This window comes from uncultured Agrobacterium sp., from assembly GCF_913777885.1.
GTDB lineage: Bacteria > Pseudomonadota > Alphaproteobacteria > Rhizobiales > Rhizobiaceae > Agrobacterium.
In genome coordinates this window covers 137,464-158,643 of record NZ_CAJYTV010000008.1, presented here as the reverse complement: position 1 = coordinate 158,643, position 21,180 = coordinate 137,464, and the positions used below count along the sequence as shown (strand labels likewise).

The window sequence follows — 21,180 nt, the reverse complement described above, 5'->3', positions numbered from 1 at the left end:
CCTTACTGCTTCGGCGCTTGCGCTGCGGCTTCGTCAGGCTGTTGCTGCTGCCAGGGTTCTGCAGCGATCTTGCCGCCCGGCTGAACTTTCTGCACGCCATCGACGATGATCTTCTCACCCGCTGACAGGCCCTTCTCGACAACCCACTCGGTGTCGAGAGCCTGCCCAAGCTCTATCGGGCGGGCTTCGGCAGTGCCGTCATCCTTGGCGATATAGACCATGGGCTTGCCCTCGGCGTTGCGAAGAACGGCGCGCTGGGGAATTGTGATGGCGTCCTGGCGCACGGCCTGTTCGATGCGCACGCGCACATACATGCCGGGCAGAAGGTTGCGCTTGGCGTTGGGGAATTCCGCACGCAGCGTCACCTGACCGGTGGTGGCATCGACGCTGGCGCTGGCAAAGAGCAGGCGGCCGGCATCTGCATAGACGGTGCCGTCATCGAAGACGAGACGCACGCTGGCCTGATCCGGTGCGGGGCTTGCGAGCTTGCCATCTTCGACAGCGCGCTTCAGCGCCAGCATGTCCTGCGCCGACTGCGTGAAGTCGGCGTAGATGGGATCGATCTGCTGGATGAGCGCAAGGTTCTGGGTTCCATCCGCCGTTACCAGCGCGCCTTCGGTCACAAGTGCCGCACCGATGATGCCGGTGATGGGCGCACGAACTTCGGTATAGTCTAGATTGATCTTGGCTTCATCGAGTGCTGCCTGCTGAAGTGCGACATCGGCATCCGCCTGCGCCAGGTTTACAGCGGCGGTGTCGTACTCGATGCCGGTCGCGACATTGCGCTCGCGCAGCGTCTTCTGGCGTTCAAGCTGCTGGCGGGCATTGGCCTGCGTTGCCTGGGCGCGCTGGAGCGCCGCCTGGGCACTTTCCACTCGAACCTTGAAGAGCTTTGGATCGATGCGATAGAGGACATCGTCCTTCTGCACCAGCGTCCCCTGCTGGAAGACGCGCTCCAGAAGAATACCGGAAACGCGGGCGCGCACTTCCGCCACACGCGTTGCGGCGACCCGACCCGGCAGCTCGTTTACCACGGGCACGGCGCGGGTCTTCAACTCAAGAACGCCGACCGCAGGCGGCGGCATCTGCATGCCACCTTCCTGCGCGTGCAGCGACGGTCCCGACAGCATGATCATGCCGCCAAGGAACAGGCTTGCAAGGCGTGGCAAAGCTTTTCTGCTCAGCATTTTATAAAGTCCTCGTCTTCATCGCTATCGAGCGATCGTCATTTTTTATCGGGTAGGGAAGCGTAGATGTCTTTGATGCCGTCGAGGATGTTGTGTCTCTCGCTGGTCTCCCAACGGTGGAAATCAAACAGTTCCATGCAACAGAGACCCGTCAGGGCAAGGTAGGCGAGAAGAGCCGCTTTCGGACGCGGCCCGACTTTCATGGCTTCAAGGTCGGCCTTCGTCCATCCCCGCATGCGCTCATGAACATTTTCCTCGCTCGACATCGCGGCGGAAATGGCAAGACACACGGCTCGATCGATATCGTCCGGGGCCTCTTCTGCAAGGCTGATCCGGCCAAAAAGCTCGGGATGAGGGGCCTCGCTGTGCGAGCCGACGGCTTCGCGGATGCGCGTTTCCTCGGCAGACATGTGCCGGTCAATCAGAGCTTCCAGAAGCGCACTTTTGGACTTGTGGTCGTAGACCACGCGCGACTTGCTGACACCGGCCTCCTGCGCCACCGCGTCGATAGAAAGGCCCGCCGCGCCGTCCCGCATGACAACACGCTCGGCGGCATCAAGAATATCGTCGGTGCTGATTTTACGGGTTCTAGCCATGGAACGTCCTTTGAAAATTTAAGTACGAACGTTCGTTTTTAAAATCAAGCAGTTTTTGATACCCGCTCAAGCGGAAGATGTGGAAGAGAATACAATTCTAATGTGGCTGAGAATATAATGGCTTATGGACAGGAATCTCTCAATATGCGCGGCTTCCGTATATTCGCCTTTGCCTTGCTATCACGCAGAGTTGAGCATCAAGAGAGTGTTTGAGCCGCATTGATGGAGGAAACGAAGCGACGAGTCCTTTCTTGTTGCGGGCTGCGGAAAATGGCGTCGGAGGTGCCGGTCTCAACCACCTTTCCGGCTTCCAGGAACACGACAAGGCCAGCGATCGTCGAGGCAAGTCGAAGATCATGGGTTGCCATGACCATGGTGGTGCCTTCATGCGCTAATTGCCCCAGTACCTCGACCACTTCGGCTGACAATTCCGGATCGAGCGCTGAAGTAGGTTCGTCGCAGAGTAGGACCTTCGGCGAGGGAGCGAGAGCGCGGGCAATGGCGACGCGCTGCTGTTGGCCACCGGAAAGGTTCGCAGGCCAGGCATCCGCCTTGTGCGCCATGCCAACCTTTGTCAAAAGCTCCATCGCTCTCGCACGCGCCTTTTCCATCGGCCACTTCTGCACGACGAGCAGGCCTTCCATGACATTCTCGATCGCGGTTCTGTGCGGGAAGAGCTGGAAGTTCTGAAATACCATGCCTGTCTGGCGGCGGATCTTCTGAATGTCCTGCCAGGCAACCTTGCGACCCTGCTGGAAGGAGACACTGTCCGCGCCGATGCGTACCATGCCTTCGGTTGGCAGTTCAAGCAGGTTGATGCAGCGCAAAAGCGTGCTCTTGCCGCCGCCCGAAGGACCGACAAGGGCCGTCACGCTGCCCTCTGGAAAGCTGAGTGAGATGTCCTTGAGGATAACCGCATCGCCGAAGCGCTTTTCGATGTTGTTAAGTTCGATCATCGGTTGCTCTCCATCATGCCGCCATATCGTGCAAAGCGGGTCTCAAGTCGCGCCTGAAGAGCTGACAGAACGGAGCTCAGCGCAAGATAGATGAGGGCTGCTTCGATATAGAGGATCAACGGCTCGTAGGTCGTAGCGACGATGCGCTGGGCGGATTGAAACAGTTCCGGCACGGTGATGGCTGCCGCAAGCGAGGTATCCTTGACCAGCGAGATAAAGGTGTTCGACAGAGGTGGAACCGCAACGCGTCCAGCCTGCGGCAGGATCGTGCGCTGCATGGCCTGGCGCCAGCTCATGCCGGTGGAGAAGGCGGCTTCCCACTGTCCTTTCGGCACGGACGAAATAGCGGCACGAATAATCTCGGACGTATAGGCGCCGACATTCAGCGTGAAGCCGATAAGCGCTGCGGGAAATGCATCGAGAAGAATGCCGATGCTCGGCAGACCGTAGAAGATAACGAAAAGCTGCACGAGAAGCGGCGTGCCTCGGATCACCCAGACATAAAAGCGGGCGAGCAGAGCAATCGGTGTCGGCCCGAACAGCCGCGCGACCGCGGTTGCAAGCCCAAGTGCCAGGCCGAGGACAAAGGATAGCAGGGTCAGCGGTATCGTGAACTTCACCCCGGCCCACAGAAGCGTGGGAAGTGAATCCATCATCAATTGCAGCCAGTGCGGCACGAAGAAACCCTCAAAACAAAAAGGAAGCCCGGCGCTGGCCGGACTTCGTCTGTGAATGATCAATGTTAGCAGAATATAGCAGATGCGGCGCGTCCGCTATTTAGAAAGCGCTTACTTGGAGACGTCCTGACCGAAATAGGTGTCGGAAATCTTCTTGTAGGTGCCATCAGCCTTGATGTCTGCGAGCGCCTTGTTGATTGCGGCAACCAGTTCATCATCGCCCTTGCGGACGATGATGCCCGAGTAGTCGGCATCCGGCTTTTCAGCCACGATCTTCACCGGGGCCTGCGGCTGCTTCTTCTTGAAATCCAGGAAGGACAGGCTGTCATTGACGGTCGCATCGGCGCGGCCGGTCAGAACCAGCTGGATGGACTGGTCGAAGCCATCCGTGCCGACGAGGTCAGCCCCCGCTTCGGTGGCAAGCTTGCCGAAGTTACTCGTCAGGGACTGTGCCGACTTCTTGCCCTTCAGGTCAGCGAAGCCCTTGATGTCGGTGTTCTTGTCGCTGACGATCAGCACGGCTTTCGAGGCAATGTAAGGCTCGGAGAAGGCGTATTTCTGCTTGCGCGCCTCTGTAATGCCAACCTGATTGATGACGGCATCATAGCGCTTGGAATCAAGACCAGCGATCAGGCCATCCCACTTGCCTTCGATGAATTCCGGCTTCACCCCAAGCTTCTCGGCAACGGCCTGGCCAACCTCGACATCGAAACCGACAAGCTTGCCGCTGGCGTCGTGGAATGTGAAGGGAGCATAGGTACCTTCGGTGCCGATCTTGATGACGCCGGAGGACTTGATCTGATCGAGGTTTTCTCCTGCTGCAGAAGGAGAGATCATTACGGCGTGCAGCGCAACCGTGGTTACAGCCGTCGTCACGATTGTTTTGAACAAGCCCATTGGTATTCCTTTCCCTGTGTTCCGGATAACATCGCTCCGGTTGATGTCTCATCCCATAAAGCGTGACGCATTAAACGGCAGAAACATTCAAAAAGATGCGGCGGTGGAGAATATTTTTGCTGCATTTTTCCATCTCGTTGCGACATGCACAGACAATACCGCCCAGTCGCAGTTACAGACGGTGTCGATAACAATTTCCTATCAACGCAATCGGTAAATCCAACTTAAAACTATCACATCTATTGGCTAAGACATGGACCGCGAGGAGCGCCGCGCTGGCTCAAGCCAGGAAGATGGGATGATAGCGCGACGAAAGGCGGGTCATATTATTTCCGCAACCGCTCCTCATTGAATTTGATGATTTGATTTAGCAAAGCAGGAGAACATCATGGACAATCCCAACGCCAGCGCGGGCAAATGTCCCGTCGCACACTCTTCCCCGCGTGGAAGAGGCAATCGTGACTGGTGGCCCGATCAGCTGGATATCCAGAAGCTTCACCAGCATTCCAGCCTGTCTGACCCGATGGGCAAGGACTTCGACTACGCGGAAGCGTTCAAGTCCCTCGACCTTGATGCCGTAAAGAGCGATCTTCATGCGCTGATGACGGATTCGCAGGATTGGTGGCCAGCCGACTTCGGTCATTACGGCGGTCTCTTCGTGCGCATGGCCTGGCACAGCGCCGGTACTTACCGCATCACCGATGGTCGCGGCGGTGCCGGCATGGGCCAGCAGCGTTTTGCGCCGCTCAACAGCTGGCCGGACAATGCCAACCTCGACAAGGCGCGCCGCCTTCTGTGGCCGATCAAGCAGAAATACGGCAACAAGATTTCCTGGGCCGACCTGATGATCCTGACGGGCAATGTCGCGCTCGAATCCATGGGCTTCAAGACCTTCGGTTTCGCCGGCGGTCGCGCAGACGTCTGGGAGCCGGAAGAGCTCTATTGGGGTCCGGAAGGCACATGGCTCGGCGATGAGCGCTATAGCGGCGAGCGCCAGCTCTCCGAACCGCTCGGCGCGGTGCAGATGGGTCTCATCTACGTCAACCCGGAAGGCCCGAACGGCAATCCGGATCCGGTTGCCGCAGCCCGCGATATCCGCGAGACCTTTGCCCGCATGGCGATGAACGACGAAGAAACGGTGGCGCTCATTGCAGGCGGCCACACCTTCGGCAAGACGCATGGTGCCGGCGACCCGTCGCTGATCGGCGCAGAGCCGGAAGGTGGCGCGCTTGAAGACCAGGGTCTCGGCTGGAAGAGCAAGTTCGGCACCGGCGTCGGCAAGGATGCCATTACCGGCGGACCGGAAGTGACCTGGACGCAGACGCCGACCCAATGGAGCAACTTCTTCTTCGAAAACCTCTTTGGTTTCGAGTGGGAACTGACCACGAGCCCGGCTGGTGCAAAGCAGTGGGTGGCGAAGAATGCAGAGCCGTCTATTCCCGATGCGTTCGATCCGTCGAAGAAGAAGCTGCCAACCATGCTGACGACGGATCTGTCGCTGCGTTTCGACCCGGAATATGAAAAGATTTCGCGTCGCTTCCTGGAGCATCCGGAACAGTTTGCCGATGCTTTCGCTCGCGCATGGTTCAAGCTGACCCATCGCGACATGGGTCCGAAGGTTCGCTACCTTGGTCCGGAGGTTCCCGCCGAAGACCTGATCTGGCAGGACGTCGTTCCAGCCGTCGACCATCCGCTGATCGACGATCAGGACATTGCCGAGTTGAAAGCAAAAGTTCTGGCGACCGGTCTTTCGGTTCAGGAATTGGTTTCCACTGCCTGGGCGTCTGCTTCGTCCTTCCGTGGTTCGGACAAGCGTGGCGGTGCCAATGGCGCACGCATTCGCCTGGAGCCGCAGAAGAACTGGGAGGCCAACCAGCCTGAGCAGCTGGCAAAGGTTCTGTCTGTTCTGGAAGGCGTCCAGCGTGACTTCGACGCGGCTCAGACGGGCGGCAAGCAGATATCGCTTGCCGATCTCATCGTGCTGGCAGGTGCTGCCGGAATCGAGAAGGCCGCGAAGGCTGGCGGACAGGATGTAACCGTACCTTTCACGCCTGGCCGCGCCGATGCCTCGCAGGAGCAGACCGATGTTGCCTCCTTCGCCGCACTCGAGCCACGCATCGATGGCTTCCGCAACTACGTCAACGAGAAGCGCCACCAGTTCATGAAGGCGGAGGAAGCACTGATCGACCGTGCGCACCTGTTGACCCTGACCGGTCCTGAAATGACGGCGCTCTTGGGTGGCCTTCGTGTTCTCAACGCCGGCAAGCCGGAACATGGCGTCTTCACCGATCGTCCCGAAGTTCTCACGAACGACTTCTTCGTCAACCTTCTCGACATGAGCACCCAGTGGGCGCCGGTCGCTGGAGAAAAGGGCATTTACGAGGGCCGCGATCGGAACACCAACGAGGTCAAGTGGACGGGTACCCGCGTCGATCTGATCTTCGGTTCGCATTCGCAGCTGCGCGCCTTCGCCGAGGTCTATGCCTCTGCCGATGCCGGTCAGAAGTTCGCCAAGGACTTCGTTGCCGCCTGGAACAAGGTGATGAACGCCGACCGCTTCGATCTCGTCTGAATTCAGAAGACAGGACATATGAAGGGGCGCGATGAAAGTCGCGCCCCTTTTCGTTTGTTCTGAAAAAGGAAAAAGCCATCCGCACGCGTCGGATGGCTTCGTAGTTCTGCCCAGATAACGCTTAGAGCGTGCCGTTGCGCTGCTGGATCATCATGTAGGTGTCATAGGTATATTCAGCGATCTGTGCCCAGAGATAGGCATCCTTCTTGAAGGCCTGCTGGCTTTCGTAGATCGCCTTGAAGTCTGCATTGACCGCTGAGATACCAGCATATGTCTCAACCGCTGCCTTGTGGCAGACATCAAGGATTTCCTGGCTGAAGGGACGGAGGATTGCGCCTTGAGCCACAAGCTCTTTCAGAGCCTTCGGGTTCTGCGTGTCGTAACGCTCCAGCATATAGGCGTTGCCGGCGGCGCAGGCGTCTCTCAAAATGCGTTTGTAGTTTTCCGGAAGGCCATTAAACTTCTCCAGATTGATAAAGGCGTGAACCGCAGGGCCGCCCTCCCACCAGGCCGGATAGTAATAATACTTTGCGACCTTGTAGAATCCGAGCTTTTGATCGTCATAGGGGCCGACGAACTCGGTTGCGTCGATCGTGCCTTTTTCAAGAGCTGCGTAGACATCACCGCCGGCGATCTGCTGTGGTGTAACGCCCACCTTCTGCATCACCTGACCGGCGAGACCGGCGATGCGCATCTTCAGACCTTTCAGGTCATCGATGGTGTTGATTTCCTTGCGGAACCAGCCACCCATCTGTGCGCCGGTATTGCCGAGCAGGATGGAGTAGATGTTGTGCTTGGCAAGAAACGCGTTCAGCAGGTCATTGCCGCCGCCCTGATTGAACCAGGCATTGGTCTGGCGGGCATTGAGGCCGAATGGAATTGCGGTGCCGAGCGCGAATGTCGGATCTTTGCCAACATAATAGTAGGAGCAGGTATGGGCCATCTCGACCGTACCAGCGCTGACTGCATCTGCTGCCTGGAGGGCCGGGACGATCTCGCCGCCAGCGAAATGCTGGATGACGAACTTGCCGCCTGAAGCTTCCTTTACATGGTCAGCAACCAGCTGCCCCGCGCCGAAGAGAATATCCAGCCCCTTGGTAAAGGAAGAGGTCATGCGCCATGTGATCTGCGGGTTTTCCTGCGCGATTGCGGGTGCGGCGAGTGCTGCTGCGGTGACGCCTGCGCCTGCAGCGCCTGCATTTCTGATAAACGATCTGCGATCCATTACTGATTGCCTTGACTGAAGCTTCGGCGAACCGCTTGGTACGCCTCCCGCCGATGTAATAACCACGTCCGATTGCAGCCTTCAAGACAATAGTGGTGATATTTCGGCCAGCCTCGGGTAACCGCAGGTTGAGATCAGCGATCCGTCAGGATTTGCGTGCGGGGTCGTCGAGGGCGGGGTTGTAGAAGAGGGAAAGGGTCAGGCTTCTGGCGATGCGCTCAGCGGTCTGCATGAACCAACAATGCGCTTCTGACGTAGGTGCGATCTCATCCAGCGTCTGTGAAAACAGTGTCAGCCATTGAGGAAAGAGATCGGCGCTCATGCCGCTGACACCCACATGCGCCTGGACCGGTTTTCCACCATAGGCGCCCGACTTGAAGGCTACGGAAGACCAGAAGCTCTTCATCTTTTCCATGTGCTCCGGCCAGCGACCGGCAAGCTTATTGTCGAAGACCGGTCCCAGCGCTTCATGCTCGCGGACACGCATATAGAAAGTCTCGACCAGCTGGGAGATGAACGCGACGTCGATACCCATGCGAGCCATGTCCTCTTGCGCACGTTGTTGCATTGCCATGCTGTGTGCGGCTCTTGCTTGCAGGTCTTCACTCATCAGTTATCGGTTCTGCCTCGGATTGGGTGGAACGCAAATATGGCATGGGTTGTTAACCATGCCACCGGTGGCCTCGCCGTCATTTACTTATTGCAAAGGGAAATGACCGAGTTTGGGCTCGCTGGAATGAATACCAGGAGCAATGGAAGATGGCCAGAATTCTGATTACCGAAGACGAAGACGCTCTGCGTACATTCGTGGCCCGGGCGCTTCGCCTGGATGGACATGAAACCCATGAAGCCGCCGATGGCGAACAAGGGTTTGAAAAATTGAGCGAGCAGGATTTCGATCTTCTGCTGTCCGATATCCGTATGCCTGTCATGGACGGTATCGAACTGGCCCATCGCGCCTCCACACAATATCCCAACCTCAAGATCCTGCTGATGACTGGCTACGCCGAACAGCGTGAACGCGCTGACGATCTCGTCACCAAGATCATTGATGTGGTTCCCAAACCCTTCGCATTGCCGGACATCCGTCTTGCCGTAGCCCGCGCTCTCGCAGCCTGACACATAAACCACTTTGCGCGCGACGGGTTCTTGAACCTGTCGCTTCTGCGGCTCTCGCTCTTTGCCTTTTTACAGGCCGCAGATTTTTGCATGCGCAGTTGCCGCACGCTCTTTAAAGGCATGAAAACACCCACCATATCCTTGTCAAGGAAGCCGAGGCGATAATGTTCGCCAAGGCTTGACGGCATCTGCAAATCCAAAACGTACGATGTCGAAAAAGGGGTCTGCCGCTTACGGGGGCTCCAATCCCAACGTTCCGATCTGTGCCGAAAGCGGGCAGGCCGGCAAAGGAGGTTACGATATGAACATTGAAAAATACTCAGAGCGCGTGCGCGGATTTCTTCAATCCGCCCAGACCTATGCGCTGGCGCAGAACCATCAGCAGTTTGCTGCCGAACATGTCCTGAAAGCGCTGCTCGACGACGACCAGGGCATGGCGTCCTCGCTGATCGAACGTGCGGGCGGTAACGCCAAGGAAGCACGGCTTGCCAATGATGCCGCACTTGCAAAACTCCCCAAGGTTTCCGGCGGTAATGGCGGTCTTTCGCTGACGGCGCCGCTCGCAAAGGTGTTTGCAACCGCAGAAGATCTGTCCAAGAAGGCAGGCGACAGCTTCGTGACTGTCGAGCGCTTGCTTCAGGCTCTCGCCATTGAAACCTCTGCGTCGACATCCGCTTCGTTGAAGAAGGCTGGTGTCACGGCGCACGCGCTCAATCAGGTCATCAACGATATCCGCAAGGGTAGAACGGCAGATAGTGCCAATGCCGAACAGGGCTTCGACGCGCTGAAGAAGTTCGCTCGCGACCTGACGGAGGAAGCACGCGAAGGCAGGCTCGACCCGGTGATTGGTCGCGATGACGAAATTCGGCGCACGATCCAGGTCTTGTCGCGCCGTACGAAGAACAATCCCGTTCTGATTGGTGAACCGGGCGTCGGTAAAACGGCGATTGCCGAGGGCTTGGCGCTACGCATCATCAATGGTGACGTGCCGGAAAGCCTCAAAGACAAGAAGCTGATGGCGCTCGACATGGGCGCGCTGATTGCTGGTGCAAAATATCGAGGCGAATTCGAAGAGCGTCTGAAGGCTGTCCTGAACGAGGTTCAGGCCGAAGCCGGCGGCATTATTCTCTTCATCGACGAAATGCACACGCTGGTCGGAGCCGGAAAGGCAGATGGCGCGATGGATGCGTCGAACCTTCTAAAGCCGGCCCTTGCCCGCGGCGAACTGCACTGCGTCGGCGCAACCACGCTGGATGAGTATCGCAAGCATGTGGAGAAGGATCCGGCCCTTGCCCGGCGCTTTCAGCCTGTCATCGTCGATGAACCGACGGTTGAGGATACGATCTCGATTCTGCGCGGTCTGAAGGAAAAATATGAGCAGCACCATAAGGTCCGCATCTCGGATTCGGCTCTGGTGGCGGCGGCTCAGCTTTCCAACCGCTATATCACCGATCGCTTCCTGCCAGACAAGGCAATCGACTTGATGGACGAAGCCGCATCGCGTCTTCGCATGCAGGTTGATTCCAAGCCGGAGGAACTGGACGAACTGGATCGTCGTATCATCCAGCTCAAGATCGAGCGCGAAGCCTTGAAGCATGAGACGGATGCGTCCTCTGCTGATCGGTTGAAGAAGCTCGAAGATGAGTTGACCGACACTGAAGAGAAGGCCGATGCCCTGACGGCCCGTTGGCAGGCTGAGAAACAGAAACTCGGCCACGCAGCGGATCTGAAGAAGCAACTTGACGAAGCTCGCAACGAATTGGCGATTGCCCAGCGCAACGGTCAGTTCCAGCGTGCAGGCGAGTTGACCTACGGCATCATTCCGGGATTGGAAAAGGAACTGGCTGCGGCGGAAGAGCGCGATGGCAGCGGTACCGCCTCCATGGTGCAGGAAGTGGTGACCGCGGACAATATCGCTCACGTCGTCTCTCGCTGGACCGGCATTCCAGTCGATAAGATGCTGGAAGGTCAGCGTGAAAAGCTGCTGCGCATGGAAGACGAACTCGGCAAGTCCGTGGTCGGCCAGGGTGAAGCGGTTCAGGCTGTATCGAAGGCAGTGCGCCGTGCGCGTGCCGGCCTACAAGACCCGAACCGTCCCATCGGCTCCTTCATCTTCCTCGGCCCAACGGGTGTGGGTAAGACGGAGCTGACGAAGGCTTTGGCACGTTTCCTTTTCGATGACGAAACCGCGATGGTTCGCCTCGACATGTCGGAATATATGGAGAAGCACTCCGTTGCCCGGCTGATCGGTGCGCCTCCCGGCTACGTCGGCTATGAAGAGGGTGGCGCATTGACGGAAGCGGTTCGCCGCCGTCCGTACCAGGTCGTTCTGTTCGACGAAATCGAGAAGGCGCATCCGGACGTCTTCAACGTGCTCTTGCAGGTGCTGGATGACGGTCGCTTGACCGATGGTCAGGGCCGCACGGTCGATTTCAAGAACACCATCATCATCATGACCTCGAACCTCGGTTCTGAGTTCCTGACACAGATGGGTGACAGCGACACGGTCGACTCTGTCCGCGAAATGGTGATGGAACGCGTGCGCGGTCATTTCCGCCCCGAGTTCCTGAACCGTATCGACGATATCATTCTCTTCCATCGCCTGCATCGCGATGAAATGGGTGCGATTGTCGATATCCAGCTTCGCCGCCTCGTATCGTTGCTGAGCGATCGCAAGATCACGCTCGATCTGGACGAGGATGCACGGATCTGGCTCGCCAACAAGGGTTATGATCCCGCCTATGGTGCGCGCCCGTTGAAGCGCGTCATTCAGAAGTCCGTTCAGGACAGGCTGGCCGAAATGATCCTGGGTGGCGAGGTTCCCGATGGTTCTACCGTCAAGGTGACCTCCGGTACCGACAGGCTGCTGTTCAAGGTCAGGCCAAATTCGGCGCATGATGGCGTGGCAGACGCCGCCTGATATGATTAAGGGCTCCTTCGGGAGCCCTTTTTCGTTTCACTGTCCCCTGAACAGAGAAAGCGTTATTCCGCGTCGCCAGTGACGACGCCGACGAAAGGCAGTTCGCGGAACGCGTAAGCCACATCCATTCCGTAGCCGACGACGAAGTAATCGGGGCATTCGAAGCCGACGAAATCTGCCTCCAGATCTTCTTTCCGCTTGACCTTCTTGTCCAGCAGCACTGCGATGGACACGTTGTGAGCGCCACGCTCGAAAAGCAGTTCCTTGGCAAAGCGGAGTGTGCGGCCGGATTCGAGAATATCGTCGATAAGAAGAACGTCGCGATCCTTCACGTCGCTGTCGATATCCTTGACGATCTTCACGCCCTGCGAAACCGTGCCGGTGCCGTAGCTGGACAGTGTGATGAACTCGACTTCCGGGGCAAGGCCGCTGTCGTGCAGTGCGCGGATCAAGTCGGCGGCGAAAATGAAGGAGCCCTTCAGCACCGCGATCACCAGCAGGTCCTTCGTTGGTCCCTGAGCAATATGCTTTGCCATGTCGCGGTTGCGCTCGGCGATCTGGTCGGCGGTGTAAAGCGGCTCGATGTTTTTTCCACGGACGACGGGCATATCTTCTCCTGCATTGCTTCGCAGCCAGCGACAGTTTGCCGGCGGGTGGAATGAAGCGCGTGCGGTAGCACAGTCAGCGCGCGGACGCATCCGTTTCGACGAAGGAAAGCTTGATTTCGGGCGTTTTTCCACCGGGATAGCGCAGTTTTGCCGAAAAGCCGTGGCTGAGGCGGGGGCCGACTTCTTTCACGGGAGGCTCGATCAACATGCTGGCAACCTTCTCGCCTTTTGCCGCGAAGAGATCGGCTCGGATGGCAGGAATTTCCTGAATGTCGGCCGTGCTGTTTTCGACGATGCCGTTGATGACAAGCACTTCCATGCCGCCAGCGTCTTGTGGCGTGATACTAACGTGGCTGATGGCCAGCGGTTCCGGCAAGGCGGCGATGGCTTGATGCTGCGTAGGAACAACCGAAAAGCCGCCGGACAGTATGAACATGCCGACCGCTGCGGCGGCGACCACCGCCGAGTATCCATCGACGGAAAGTGAGGAAAGCTTGCGATCGACCCATGCGATCATCGCTTGAAACGTGTCGACCGCGCCGACCGGCTTTACCTTGCCTTGTTGATAAACGGCGCGGCGATTATCGTTTCCATAGTCACGGTAAAGCGTTTCCTTTACCGTCACAAACTCGGCATCGATCGTCTCATGCTGCACTCTCCTGCCGGTCTTCGGGCGAGGGGTGGGCATGTCCGGCATCAAAAGGTCGTAATCATGTGCCGTGTGGTTGCGGAATGGACGGAACATAGCCATGGAGTTCCCTTGGTCAGGTTTTCAGCCCGGGTGTTACCAGGCATTGAAAGGAATCTTGTCCAGTCGTAAATTTAATTGGTTAACGCTTCGCAAAGATTGCTTGCATCGTGCCGGGCTTCCGGCTGTTTGCAGTTGGCGCTAAGAAGCGGCGGAGCCGGTGCCGGGTCGGAAGAGAAAGAGACTGGAAAAACGTTGATCCATTTCGAAAATGTCGGGCTGCGTTATGGCATGGGACCTGAAATTCTAAGGGACATGACCTTCGATATTCCCAAAGGTTCTTTCCAGTTTCTGACCGGCCCATCGGGTGCGGGCAAGACGACGCTGCTGCGTTTGTTGCTGATGTCGCTGCAGCCGACGCGGGGTCACATCCGCATGTTCAACCGGGATATTTCGCGCATACCGCGTAGCGAACTTCCCATGCTGCGCCGGCGTGTCGGTATCGTTTTTCAGGATTTCCGTCTTCTCGACCACCTCACGACCTATGAGAATGTTGCGTTGCCCTTACGGGTTCGCGGCAAGGATGAGAGCGCCTATCGCAATGATGTGATCGAGTTGTTGAAGTGGGTTGGACTTGGAGAGCGCGTCAACGTTCTTCCCGCCATTCTCTCCGGTGGTGAGAAGCAGCGTGCGGCCATTGCCCGCGCATTGATGGACCAGCCGGAAATTCTCCTTGCCGATGAGCCGACAGGTAACGTCGATCCGCCGATGGCCAAGCGGCTCCTCAACCTCTTTCTCGAACTCAATAGGCTGGGGACTGCCGTCGTCATCGCAACGCATGATTTCGCTTTGATGGATCAGGTCGATGCTCGCCGGATGATTTTGACCGAAGGGCGGCTAGACATCTATGAATGAGATGACCCGTAAGACGCCGAATCCGAAAGCGCCGCCGCAAAGCGCGCCGCAGATGCGCATCCGCCCTATGGCGCCGATTCTTCCGCAGTCCAACATTCAAGGCAATGCGCTGATCGTCGTCATCGCCATCATGGCATTCCTCGCCTGTCTGACGCTTGGTGCCGTGAGCATGGTACGCGCCACCGCGGGTAGCTGGCAGAGCCAGATCTCGCGTGAGATCACCATTCAAATCAAGCCTGAAGAGGGGCTCGATATGAACGCGGCGCTTAACAAGGCTCGTAATCTTGCGCTGGGTTTCGTCGGCACGCGCGAAGGCACGATCATGGACGATGCCGCGACAAGCCGGCTTTTGGAGCCATGGCTTGGTTCGGGGCTCGATCTTTCCGAATTACCGGTGCCGCGTCTTGTCATCATCACCATCGATGAAAACAATCCGCCGGATTTCGAAGCCATGCGGGCAATGCTGAAAACCGAGATCCCGCAAGCCTTTCTGGACGACCACCGCACCTGGGTGGATCGTCTGGTCTCCATGGCCCATACCACCGTAATGATCGGGGTAGGTGTGCTGGTGCTCGTCTTTACCGCCATGGTGCTGACGGTGATCTTTGCCACACGCGGCGCACTGTCCGGCAATCGGCATATCGTTGAAGTACTACATTTCGTCGGCGCGGAGAGCGGCTTCGTAGCGCGCGAATTCCAGAAACATTTTCTCAAGATCAGTCTTAAAGGATCGGGTGCTGGCAGCGCGGTGGCCGCGCTGGTGTTTCTTGCTGCAGGCTTCTGGCAATCGCGTTCGCTCGCCACGCCGCAAAGCGATCAGGCAACGGCCTTGTTCGGCACCTTTTCCGTCGGCTTCGAAGGTTATCTCGGTATCCTTGCCACCATGATCATCATTTCTCTGCTGACGACTGTAACGGCGCGGATGACAGTCATCCGCACGATTGACGAAATAGACCGCATCCGCTCAGACCCGTCGAAGAGCGAGGGCTTATAGGCGCTGATGGTGAGGCGGGCTACAACCGCCTGTTCCTTGCCATAGTCCGTGCATATGGTAACCCATGGAAATGAGTCGCATAGACCGGCACGATCATATGGATGATTCGCCGCGAAACCGTCTGTTTTCGCGGCGCGGTCGCCTGCGCCGCTTCGTGCGTATCGCCATACTTGTTTTTGTCGTGACTGCGGGCGCCGTGTTTGGCGGCTTTCTCTGGTTCGCCGATTCCGTTGCGACCATGCGTCCGCCGGAAGGCGCAAGGGCCGATGCGATCATCGTGCTCACCGGTGGATATCAGCGGATCGATCAGGCGGTCGGTCTGCTGCGCGACAAGGTAGGCAAGCGGCTCCTCATTTCCGGTGTCAACCCTTCGACGACGCGCGCGCAGATCAGGAAGATGACGCAAAGTTCTCCCGATCTCTTCGCCTGCTGTGTCGACATGGGCTACAAGGCGATCGACACCATCGGCAATGCCAATGAGGCCGCCGGGTGGATACGCGATAAGGGCTATACTTCCATCGTCGTCGTCACCAATAATTATCACATGCATCGCAGCCTGCATGAATTGAGAAGCGCCAGTCCCGATACCGAATTCATCGCCTATCCGGTCATCAACTCTGATTTGAGCCGCACAAACTGGTTCGCCAATCCGGATGTTTTACGGACCATGATGTATGAATATGCGAAATTCGTCGTCGCCGCCCTTCGCGACCTGACCGGCATCGGCAAGGGCAATGGGCTTCGCGATTGAGGGCCTGATGGGCTATGTTTCAGGCGTTGCGGCGGATAGCTCTTGCTGCGCAGCACGAATTTCGTGTAGGCGTTGCCCATCTGCGCTGGCTGAAGAGGCACCCGTCTTCGGCCCGAGCGCCCGGAGACGCCAGGTTCATGCTCAGACTACGTTCGGTTCTGTTCAATACGCTTTTTTACCTCAATTTGATCGTGCGGATGATCGTGCTGACGCCGATCTATTTCATCGTACCGCGCAAGCTCGCCTATGAGATTCCGAAGAACTGGGCACGGTCCAACCACTGGCTGATGAAGACGATCGTCGGAACGACATTCGAAGTGGATGGCCTTGAAAACATTCCTCAAACCGGCTGCATCTTCGCACCGAAGCACCAGTCTTTCTGGGACACCTATGCGCTGCTGCCGAATCTGAAAGACCCGGTCTATATTCTTAAACGCGAATTGATGTGGATTCCTCTGTTCGGCTGGTATGTCGCCAAGCAGCGCATGATACCCGTCAACCGTGCAGCGCGCGGCAAGGCGATGCTGAAGGTCATGGACCGTGCCAAGGAGGAGATGGCCAAGGGCCGTGAGCTTATCATCTATCCCGAGGGCACGAGGCGTCCTCCCGGTGCAGAACCGGAATATCGTTATGGTATTGCACGTCTCTACCGCGATCTTAAAGTGCCTGTCGTGCCCGTTGCAATGCATCCAGGCCTCTTCTGGCCGCGCCGCTCCACCATGCGCTATCCCGGCCATTTCAAGGTGCGCATCTTGCCCCCGATCCAGCCTGGTCTCGATCCCGATACCTTTTTCAAGACATTGATCGAGGTCACGGAGAGGGCAAGCGACGAGTTGTTGATCGAGACGGCGCGCAGCAATCCAGACCTACCCATGCCGCCGACGGCGCAAAAGCGGCTGGCCGAGCTCGGTTTTTCTAGGGGCTGAAAATCAGTCCAGCTTGAATTCCAGCATCAGGTTGCGCTGGAGGAAAGAGCGATTGTCATCGGACACGACGATGATGTGCGTCGATCCATCTTGCTGGACCAATACATCCATGCCCTCCATATTGTCGATCTGGTAGGATGGCCCGGCTTCGGTCAACGTTTCGCCATCCACGACGGCGCCTGGACGAATATCCTGGCCAGCAATGCGGCGGATGCGCATACCGATCCCTTCGCTCAGATTGAAGCGTCGCTCCAATAGAAGCAAATCGCCATTGGGTAAGAAAGCTCCGTCGGTCACGGCAAAAGACCCATGCCGCTTTACGGAAAAAAGGCCCTTCAACGGTCCTTCCAGAATAGCAGCGAAGAGGTCACCATCTTGATCCATGCTGTCTTCCGCCACGGCAACCAGGGCCCCTTTCAGGGGTGAGTTTTCCGGCGAGGCGGCAAGCGTCTCCAGTCCGCCATTGCGACGAAGCTCGCTGTTCGGAATGAGGTGGGGGAGCCGACCCCGCGGCTTCGCCTCGGCCAGATCGTGATCCGGATAAATGCCAATCCGGTGGAATTGTTCGTAGCTGACATAGAGCCGGTCGCCGCGAAGCGCCAATCCCTCGGCATCCATGTCCACTTTTTTACGAGCCGTGTTGCCGCTCTCGTTTAGCATCGGGTCGATGCGAAGATGCGTGACGCCGGAAAGTGCGCCTGTTGTGACATCGCGCTGGATTTCTCCGGTCATCCAGTGGCCGGTGTCCAAAACTGCGACGAAACTGCGCTGATCGGGCCGGAAGCGGATGCTCGAAATCGCACCGAACTGGGAATCGGATGATCGAAGTGTCATGCCGCCGAGAAATTCCAGTTTACCGAAGCGCTTTTCAGTCGATCCAAGAAGGAAATCCCGGATCGGTGTGGCTGTGACAGGTAGATCGGGTGCGGAAGCACCAATTGTAGCCGGGGTCAGACCGACGAGTGTGAAGCCCAATGCTGCAAGGATCGACCTCGAAGATCGACGGGGGCGAACGCCCCCGCCAAGACGTGTCTTATCCCGCACGGCGCATCCTGCCGGAGGACTTGGCCGAGCTTGCGCTTTTATCTTCGAAAAGAGCCGCCAGCTGCTCGGTCATGGCGCCAGCCAATTCGTCCGCGTCGACAATGGTCACGGCGCGACGATAGTAGCGCGTGACGTCGTGGCCAATGCCGATGGCGAGAAGCTCGACCGGGGAACGCGTTTCGATCTGTTCGATCACGGCGCGCAGGTGCCGCTCCAGATAGTTGCCCGGATTGACAGAAAGGGTCGAGTCGTCCACCGGCGCACCATCGGAGATCATCATCATGATCTTGCGTTGTTCCGGCCTGTTGATCAACCGGTTATGCGCCCACATCAACGCTTCGCCATCGATGTTTTCCTTGAGCAAGCCTTCGCGCATCATCAGACCGAGATTGTTTCGCGCACGGCGCCAGGGCGCATCGGCGCTCTTGTAGATGATGTGTCGCAGATCGTTGAGGCGGCCGGGCGAAGGTGGCTTACCATTAGCCAGCCACTGCTCGCGCGACTGTCCGCCCTTCCAGGCCTTGGTGGTGAAGCCGAGGATTTCGACTTTCACGCCCGAACGCTCCAGAGTGCGCGCCAGAATATCGGCACACGTTGCGGCGACTGTGATCGGGCGTCCTCGCATCGAGCCGGAATTGTCGATGACGAGCGAAACGACCGTGTCGCGGAATTTCGTATCGCGTTCCTTCTTGAAAGAAAGCGGCTGCATCGGGTCGATGATGAGACGTACGAGCCGAGCCGGATCGAGGTATCCCTCTTCCAGATCGAAATCCCAGGAGCGATTCTGCTGCGCCATCAGGCGGCGTTGCAGACGGTTCGCCAAGCGCCCGACCGCTCCTTGAAGATGCGCCAGCTGCTTGTCGAGGAAGGCGCGCAAACGATCAAGCTCCGCTTCGTCGCAAAGCTCTTCGGCGTGGATTTCCTCGTCGAATTCCTGGGTGAAGATGCGGTAATCCACCTTCTCGTTGAAATCGTCAAACGGGCTATTGGGACGGCGGGTCTCTCCGGGCGTTTCTGACTCATCGTCGAGATCGTCGGACATTTCGTCTTCCGACATCTCTGCGCCATCCATCTCGCCGTCTTCCATCTGCTCCTGAGAGGCTTCGCTCTCTTCGGCAGGGGCTGCATCGGAGCCGGCCTCTTCCTCGACCTGCTCTTCCTGCTGCTCGTTGCTGCGCGGCTGGTCCTCGTCGGATTCGGCCTCCTGCGATTCCGGCTCGTCATTCTCGTCGCCAAAATCCTCTGCCATCTGCATGGATGTCAGCATTTTGCGCACAAGCTTGGAAAAGGCTTTCTGATCCTCAATGACGGAGGACAGGTCTTTCAGATCACCGGACGCCTTGTCTTCGATGAAGGAACGCCAGACATCGAGAATTTTGCCAGCACTTTCCGGTGGCTTCTCCCCCGTCAGCTTCTCGCGCACCAGAAGGGCCACAGCCTCGGCGATCGGCGCGTCTTCCTGGGTGTTGATGGTGCCGAAATTGGCCTTGGCATATTTCTCCGTGTTCATCGCACGGATATTGTTCGCCATGCCGGGCATGCGCAGCGCGCCAATGGACTCCACACGCGCCTGTTCGACGGCGTCGAATATCTGCCGTGCATCGGCGCCCTGCGGCGACATCGTCGCATGCACATCGCTATCGTGGCACGCAAGGCGAAGCGCCATGGAATCACCAAGCCCGCGGGTGATCGCCACTTCCTGCGCCGTCGGCTTCTTGGAGATTTCAGGCAGACGCATCCGCTCGCCGGCAAGACCCGGGCGCTCATTGGCGAAGACCACTTCGACTTCAGAGCTGCCCGCCACTGAGCGCACGCAGCCAGTAATGGCCTGACGCAACGGTTCAGTGTCGATCACCGTGCCGGATTTGGGTCTCGAATTGTCGCCGCGCGCTGCCATGGTCTTTCCTGTCGATTCTGAACGCTCCGCGCAGGCATTATGCCTTGCGCGCGGAAGCGTCTTCGTCTTCATGCATTGGGAGCAACTTCAAACGCAAAGCCGAGCGTGGTTTCACGTAAGGCCGCTCCAGCTATCTTCCCGGCTTTCGCTGGAAGGATCAGGCGCTGAGAACGATGTTCGCAGCACTTTCCTTGAGCTCGACACCGAAGGCGCGCTGGTACTGTTCTGCCACCAGCGTCCGCTCCAACTCATCGCACTTGTTGAGGAAGGTGACGCGGAAAGCGAAAGCGAGATCGCCGAAGATTTCTGCGTTTTCTGCCCAGGTGATAACGGTACGCGGGCTCATGACGGTGGAGAGATCGCCATTGATGAAGGCCGAGCGCGTGAGATCGGCAACGCGCACCATCTTCGATGCGGTTTCGCGGCCCTTATCGTTGTCTAGGCTCTTTACCTTTGCGACGATGATGTTCACTTCCTGCTCATGCGGCAGGTAGTTCAGCGTGGTGACGATAGACCAGCGGTCCATCTGCGCCTGGTTGATCTGCTGCGTGCCATGGTAAAGGCCAGTCGTATCGCCGAGGCCAACCGTATTGGCGGTTGCGAAAATGCGGAATGCCGGGTGAGGGCGGATGACACGGCTCTGGTCAAGCAGCGTCAGGCGACCGGATGATTCCAGAACGCGCTGGATCACGAACATGACGTCCGGGCGCCCGGCATCGTATTCGTCGAAGACGAGCGCGACATTGTGCTGGTAGGCCCAGGGCAGAATGCCGTCCTTGAATTCGGTTACCTGCTTGCCATCCTTCAAGACGATGGCGTCCTTACCGACGAGATCGATACGGCTGACATGGCTGTCGAGGTTGACGCGCACGCAGGGCCAATTGAGGCGCGCTGCGACCTGTTCGATATGGGTGGATTTACCCGTGCCGTGGAAGCCAGACACCATGACACGTCGGTTATGAGCAAAGCCTGCAAGGATCGCCAGCGTCGTATCGCGGTCGAAAAGATAGTCGGGATCTAGATCGGGCACATAGGCGTCACCCTGGCTGTAAGCCGGGACCCGCAGATCCGTATCGATACCGAAGACCTCACGGACAGAAACAGTCGTATCCGGAAGGTTGGTAATATCAAGGTCAATTTTGCTCATCACGTCTCCAAGGCGGGTAGCAACCACCCGGCCACATCTTCATAAGGCAATTACCAAAAGG

The 21,180-nt window shown here is 57.9% G+C and carries 19 protein-coding genes; 7 read left to right on the top strand and 12 right to left on the bottom strand.

All coding sequences use genetic code 11. From position 1 onward, the window contains the following. Positions 1-2: 2 nt before the first annotated feature. The 5 genes from QZ869_RS06300 to QZ869_RS06280 form a co-directional block, all read right to left on the bottom strand. Positions 3-1,136 (bottom strand): efflux RND transporter periplasmic adaptor subunit, encoded by a 1,134-nt coding sequence (locus QZ869_RS06300; RefSeq protein WP_296103636.1) that lies wholly within the window; start codon positions 1,134-1,136, stop codon positions 3-5. A gap of 89 nt (positions 1,137-1,225) precedes the next feature. Continuing rightward, positions 1,226-1,783 (bottom strand): TetR/AcrR family transcriptional regulator, encoded by a 558-nt coding sequence (locus QZ869_RS06295; RefSeq protein ID WP_296018064.1) that lies wholly within the window; start codon positions 1,781-1,783, stop codon positions 1,226-1,228. 197 nt (positions 1,784-1,980) lie between these two features. Beyond that, positions 1,981-2,739 carry an amino acid ABC transporter ATP-binding protein gene (locus QZ869_RS06290; RefSeq protein WP_296103317.1) on the bottom strand — a complete coding sequence of 253 codons (759 nt, stop codon included), beginning with the start codon at positions 2,737-2,739 and terminating at the stop codon, positions 1,981-1,983. Beyond that, on the bottom strand, positions 2,736-3,416 hold the full coding sequence (locus tag QZ869_RS06285) for an amino acid ABC transporter permease (protein ID WP_296018060.1): 681 nt from the start codon (positions 3,414-3,416) through the stop codon (positions 2,736-2,738). Before QZ869_RS06285 ends, QZ869_RS06290 begins: the two co-directional genes overlap by 4 nt. A 111-nt stretch (positions 3,417-3,527) precedes the next feature. Then, a complete protein-coding gene (locus tag QZ869_RS06280; protein ID WP_296039347.1) occupies positions 3,528-4,313 on the bottom strand; it encodes an amino acid ABC transporter substrate-binding protein in 786 nt (261 codons plus the stop codon). A 388-nt stretch (positions 4,314-4,701) separates the two neighbouring features. On the opposite strand from QZ869_RS06280, the gene katG reads away from it, so the two are divergent. Continuing rightward, the gene (katG, locus tag QZ869_RS06275; RefSeq protein ID WP_296103314.1) at positions 4,702-6,885 is read left to right on the top strand and encodes a catalase/peroxidase HPI; all 2,184 of its coding nucleotides are present in this window, start codon (positions 4,702-4,704) and stop codon (positions 6,883-6,885) included. A 121-nt stretch (positions 6,886-7,006) separates the two neighbouring features. Here katG and QZ869_RS06270 read toward each other — a convergent pair whose 3' ends face one another. Further along, complete coding sequence (locus tag QZ869_RS06270; RefSeq protein ID WP_296018054.1) at positions 7,007-8,110, bottom strand: TRAP transporter substrate-binding protein; 1,104 nt, start codon at positions 8,108-8,110, stop codon at positions 7,007-7,009. Positions 8,111-8,255: 145 nt separating this feature from the next. Next, positions 8,256-8,720 (bottom strand): group III truncated hemoglobin, encoded by a 465-nt coding sequence (locus tag QZ869_RS06265; RefSeq protein ID WP_296018052.1) that lies wholly within the window; start codon positions 8,718-8,720, stop codon positions 8,256-8,258. Between the two features lie 149 nt (positions 8,721-8,869). On the opposite strand from QZ869_RS06265, the gene QZ869_RS06260 reads away from it, so the two are divergent. After that, a complete protein-coding gene (locus QZ869_RS06260) occupies positions 8,870-9,229 on the top strand; it encodes a response regulator (protein ID WP_062427616.1) in 360 nt (119 codons plus the stop codon). A gap of 301 nt (positions 9,230-9,530) precedes the next feature. Continuing rightward, on the top strand, positions 9,531-12,149 hold the full coding sequence (clpB, locus tag QZ869_RS06255) for an ATP-dependent chaperone ClpB (RefSeq protein ID WP_296103311.1): 2,619 nt from the start codon (positions 9,531-9,533) through the stop codon (positions 12,147-12,149). 62 nt (positions 12,150-12,211) lie between these two features. On the opposite strand, the gene hpt is transcribed toward clpB, so the two are convergent. Both hpt and QZ869_RS06245 read right to left on the bottom strand, forming a co-directional pair. Beyond that, positions 12,212-12,757, bottom strand: a complete 546-nt coding sequence (hpt, locus tag QZ869_RS06250) for a hypoxanthine phosphoribosyltransferase (RefSeq protein ID WP_296103309.1) — start codon at positions 12,755-12,757, stop codon at positions 12,212-12,214. Between the two features lie 73 nt (positions 12,758-12,830). Continuing rightward, positions 12,831-13,502: a hypothetical protein gene (locus QZ869_RS06245; protein ID WP_296103634.1), complete on the bottom strand. Its 672-nt coding sequence runs from the start codon at positions 13,500-13,502 to the stop codon at positions 12,831-12,833. A gap of 198 nt (positions 13,503-13,700) precedes the next feature. Here QZ869_RS06245 and ftsE point away from each other — a divergent pair, with 198 nt between their 5' ends. The 4 genes from ftsE to QZ869_RS06225 all read left to right on the top strand — a co-directional run bounded on the left by ftsE (position 13,701) and on the right by QZ869_RS06225 (position 17,031). Next, positions 13,701-14,360 (top strand): cell division ATP-binding protein FtsE, encoded by a 660-nt coding sequence (ftsE, locus tag QZ869_RS06240; protein WP_296018044.1) that lies wholly within the window; start codon positions 13,701-13,703, stop codon positions 14,358-14,360. Continuing rightward, positions 14,353-15,354: an ABC transporter permease gene (locus QZ869_RS06235; protein ID WP_296018042.1), complete on the top strand. Its 1,002-nt coding sequence runs from the start codon at positions 14,353-14,355 to the stop codon at positions 15,352-15,354. Before ftsE ends, QZ869_RS06235 begins: the two co-directional genes overlap by 8 nt. 97 nt (positions 15,355-15,451) lie before the next feature. After that, complete coding sequence (locus QZ869_RS06230; protein WP_296018041.1) at positions 15,452-16,105, top strand: YdcF family protein; 654 nt, start codon at positions 15,452-15,454, stop codon at positions 16,103-16,105. Positions 16,106-16,242: 137 nt separating this feature from the next. Further along, the gene (locus tag QZ869_RS06225; protein WP_296103307.1) at positions 16,243-17,031 is read left to right on the top strand and encodes a 1-acyl-sn-glycerol-3-phosphate acyltransferase; all 789 of its coding nucleotides are present in this window, start codon (positions 16,243-16,245) and stop codon (positions 17,029-17,031) included. A 3-nt stretch (positions 17,032-17,034) separates the two neighbouring features. Here the strand turns inward: QZ869_RS06225 and QZ869_RS06220 are convergent, their stop codons facing one another. The 3 genes from QZ869_RS06220 to cobS all read right to left on the bottom strand — a co-directional run bounded on the left by QZ869_RS06220 (position 17,035) and on the right by cobS (position 21,119). Further along, entirely contained in the window at positions 17,035-18,006 is a 972-nt protein-coding gene (locus QZ869_RS06220) for an esterase-like activity of phytase family protein (RefSeq protein WP_296103631.1), read from the bottom strand. A 58-nt stretch (positions 18,007-18,064) separates the two neighbouring features. Beyond that, entirely contained in the window at positions 18,065-19,972 is a 1,908-nt protein-coding gene (gene cobT / locus QZ869_RS06215; RefSeq protein WP_296037607.1) for a cobaltochelatase subunit CobT, read from the bottom strand. A 157-nt stretch (positions 19,973-20,129) separates the two neighbouring features. Further along, on the bottom strand, positions 20,130-21,119 hold the full coding sequence (gene cobS, locus QZ869_RS06210; protein ID WP_296018036.1) for a cobaltochelatase subunit CobS: 990 nt from the start codon (positions 21,117-21,119) through the stop codon (positions 20,130-20,132). Between the last annotated feature and the right edge of the window lie 61 nt (positions 21,120-21,180).

Bases quoted from the DNA above. Each gene is read 5' to 3' on its own strand.
- QZ869_RS06300 (WP_296103636.1), bottom strand. From the start codon at position 1,136: ATGATCATGCTGTCGGGACCGTCGCTGCACGCGCAGGAAGGTGGCATG.
- QZ869_RS06295 (WP_296018064.1), bottom strand. From the start codon at position 1,783: ATGGCTAGAACCCGTAAAATCAGCACCGACGATATTCTTGATGCCGCC.
- QZ869_RS06290 (WP_296103317.1), bottom strand. From the start codon at position 2,739: ATGATCGAACTTAACAACATCGAAAAGCGCTTCGGCGATGCGGTTATC.
- QZ869_RS06280 (WP_296039347.1), bottom strand. From the start codon at position 4,313: ATGGGCTTGTTCAAAACAATCGTGACGACGGCTGTAACCACGGTTGCG.
- katG (WP_296103314.1), top strand. From the start codon at position 4,702: ATGGACAATCCCAACGCCAGCGCGGGCAAATGTCCCGTCGCACACTCT.
- QZ869_RS06270 (WP_296018054.1), bottom strand. From the start codon at position 8,110: ATGGATCGCAGATCGTTTATCAGAAATGCAGGCGCTGCAGGCGCAGGC.
- QZ869_RS06265 (WP_296018052.1), bottom strand. From the start codon at position 8,720: ATGAGTGAAGACCTGCAAGCAAGAGCCGCACACAGCATGGCAATGCAA.
- QZ869_RS06260 (WP_062427616.1), top strand. From the start codon at position 8,870: ATGGCCAGAATTCTGATTACCGAAGACGAAGACGCTCTGCGTACATTC.
- clpB (WP_296103311.1), top strand. From the start codon at position 9,531: ATGAACATTGAAAAATACTCAGAGCGCGTGCGCGGATTTCTTCAATCC.
- hpt (WP_296103309.1), bottom strand. From the start codon at position 12,757: ATGCCCGTCGTCCGTGGAAAAAACATCGAGCCGCTTTACACCGCCGAC.
- QZ869_RS06245 (WP_296103634.1), bottom strand. From the start codon at position 13,502: ATGTTCCGTCCATTCCGCAACCACACGGCACATGATTACGACCTTTTG.
- QZ869_RS06235 (WP_296018042.1), top strand. From the start codon at position 14,353: ATGAATGAGATGACCCGTAAGACGCCGAATCCGAAAGCGCCGCCGCAA.
- QZ869_RS06230 (WP_296018041.1), top strand. From the start codon at position 15,452: ATGGATGATTCGCCGCGAAACCGTCTGTTTTCGCGGCGCGGTCGCCTG.
- QZ869_RS06225 (WP_296103307.1), top strand. From the start codon at position 16,243: ATGCTCAGACTACGTTCGGTTCTGTTCAATACGCTTTTTTACCTCAAT.
- cobT (WP_296037607.1), bottom strand. From the start codon at position 19,972: ATGGCAGCGCGCGGCGACAATTCGAGACCCAAATCCGGCACGGTGATC.
- cobS (WP_296018036.1), bottom strand. From the start codon at position 21,119: ATGAGCAAAATTGACCTTGATATTACCAACCTTCCGGATACGACTGTT.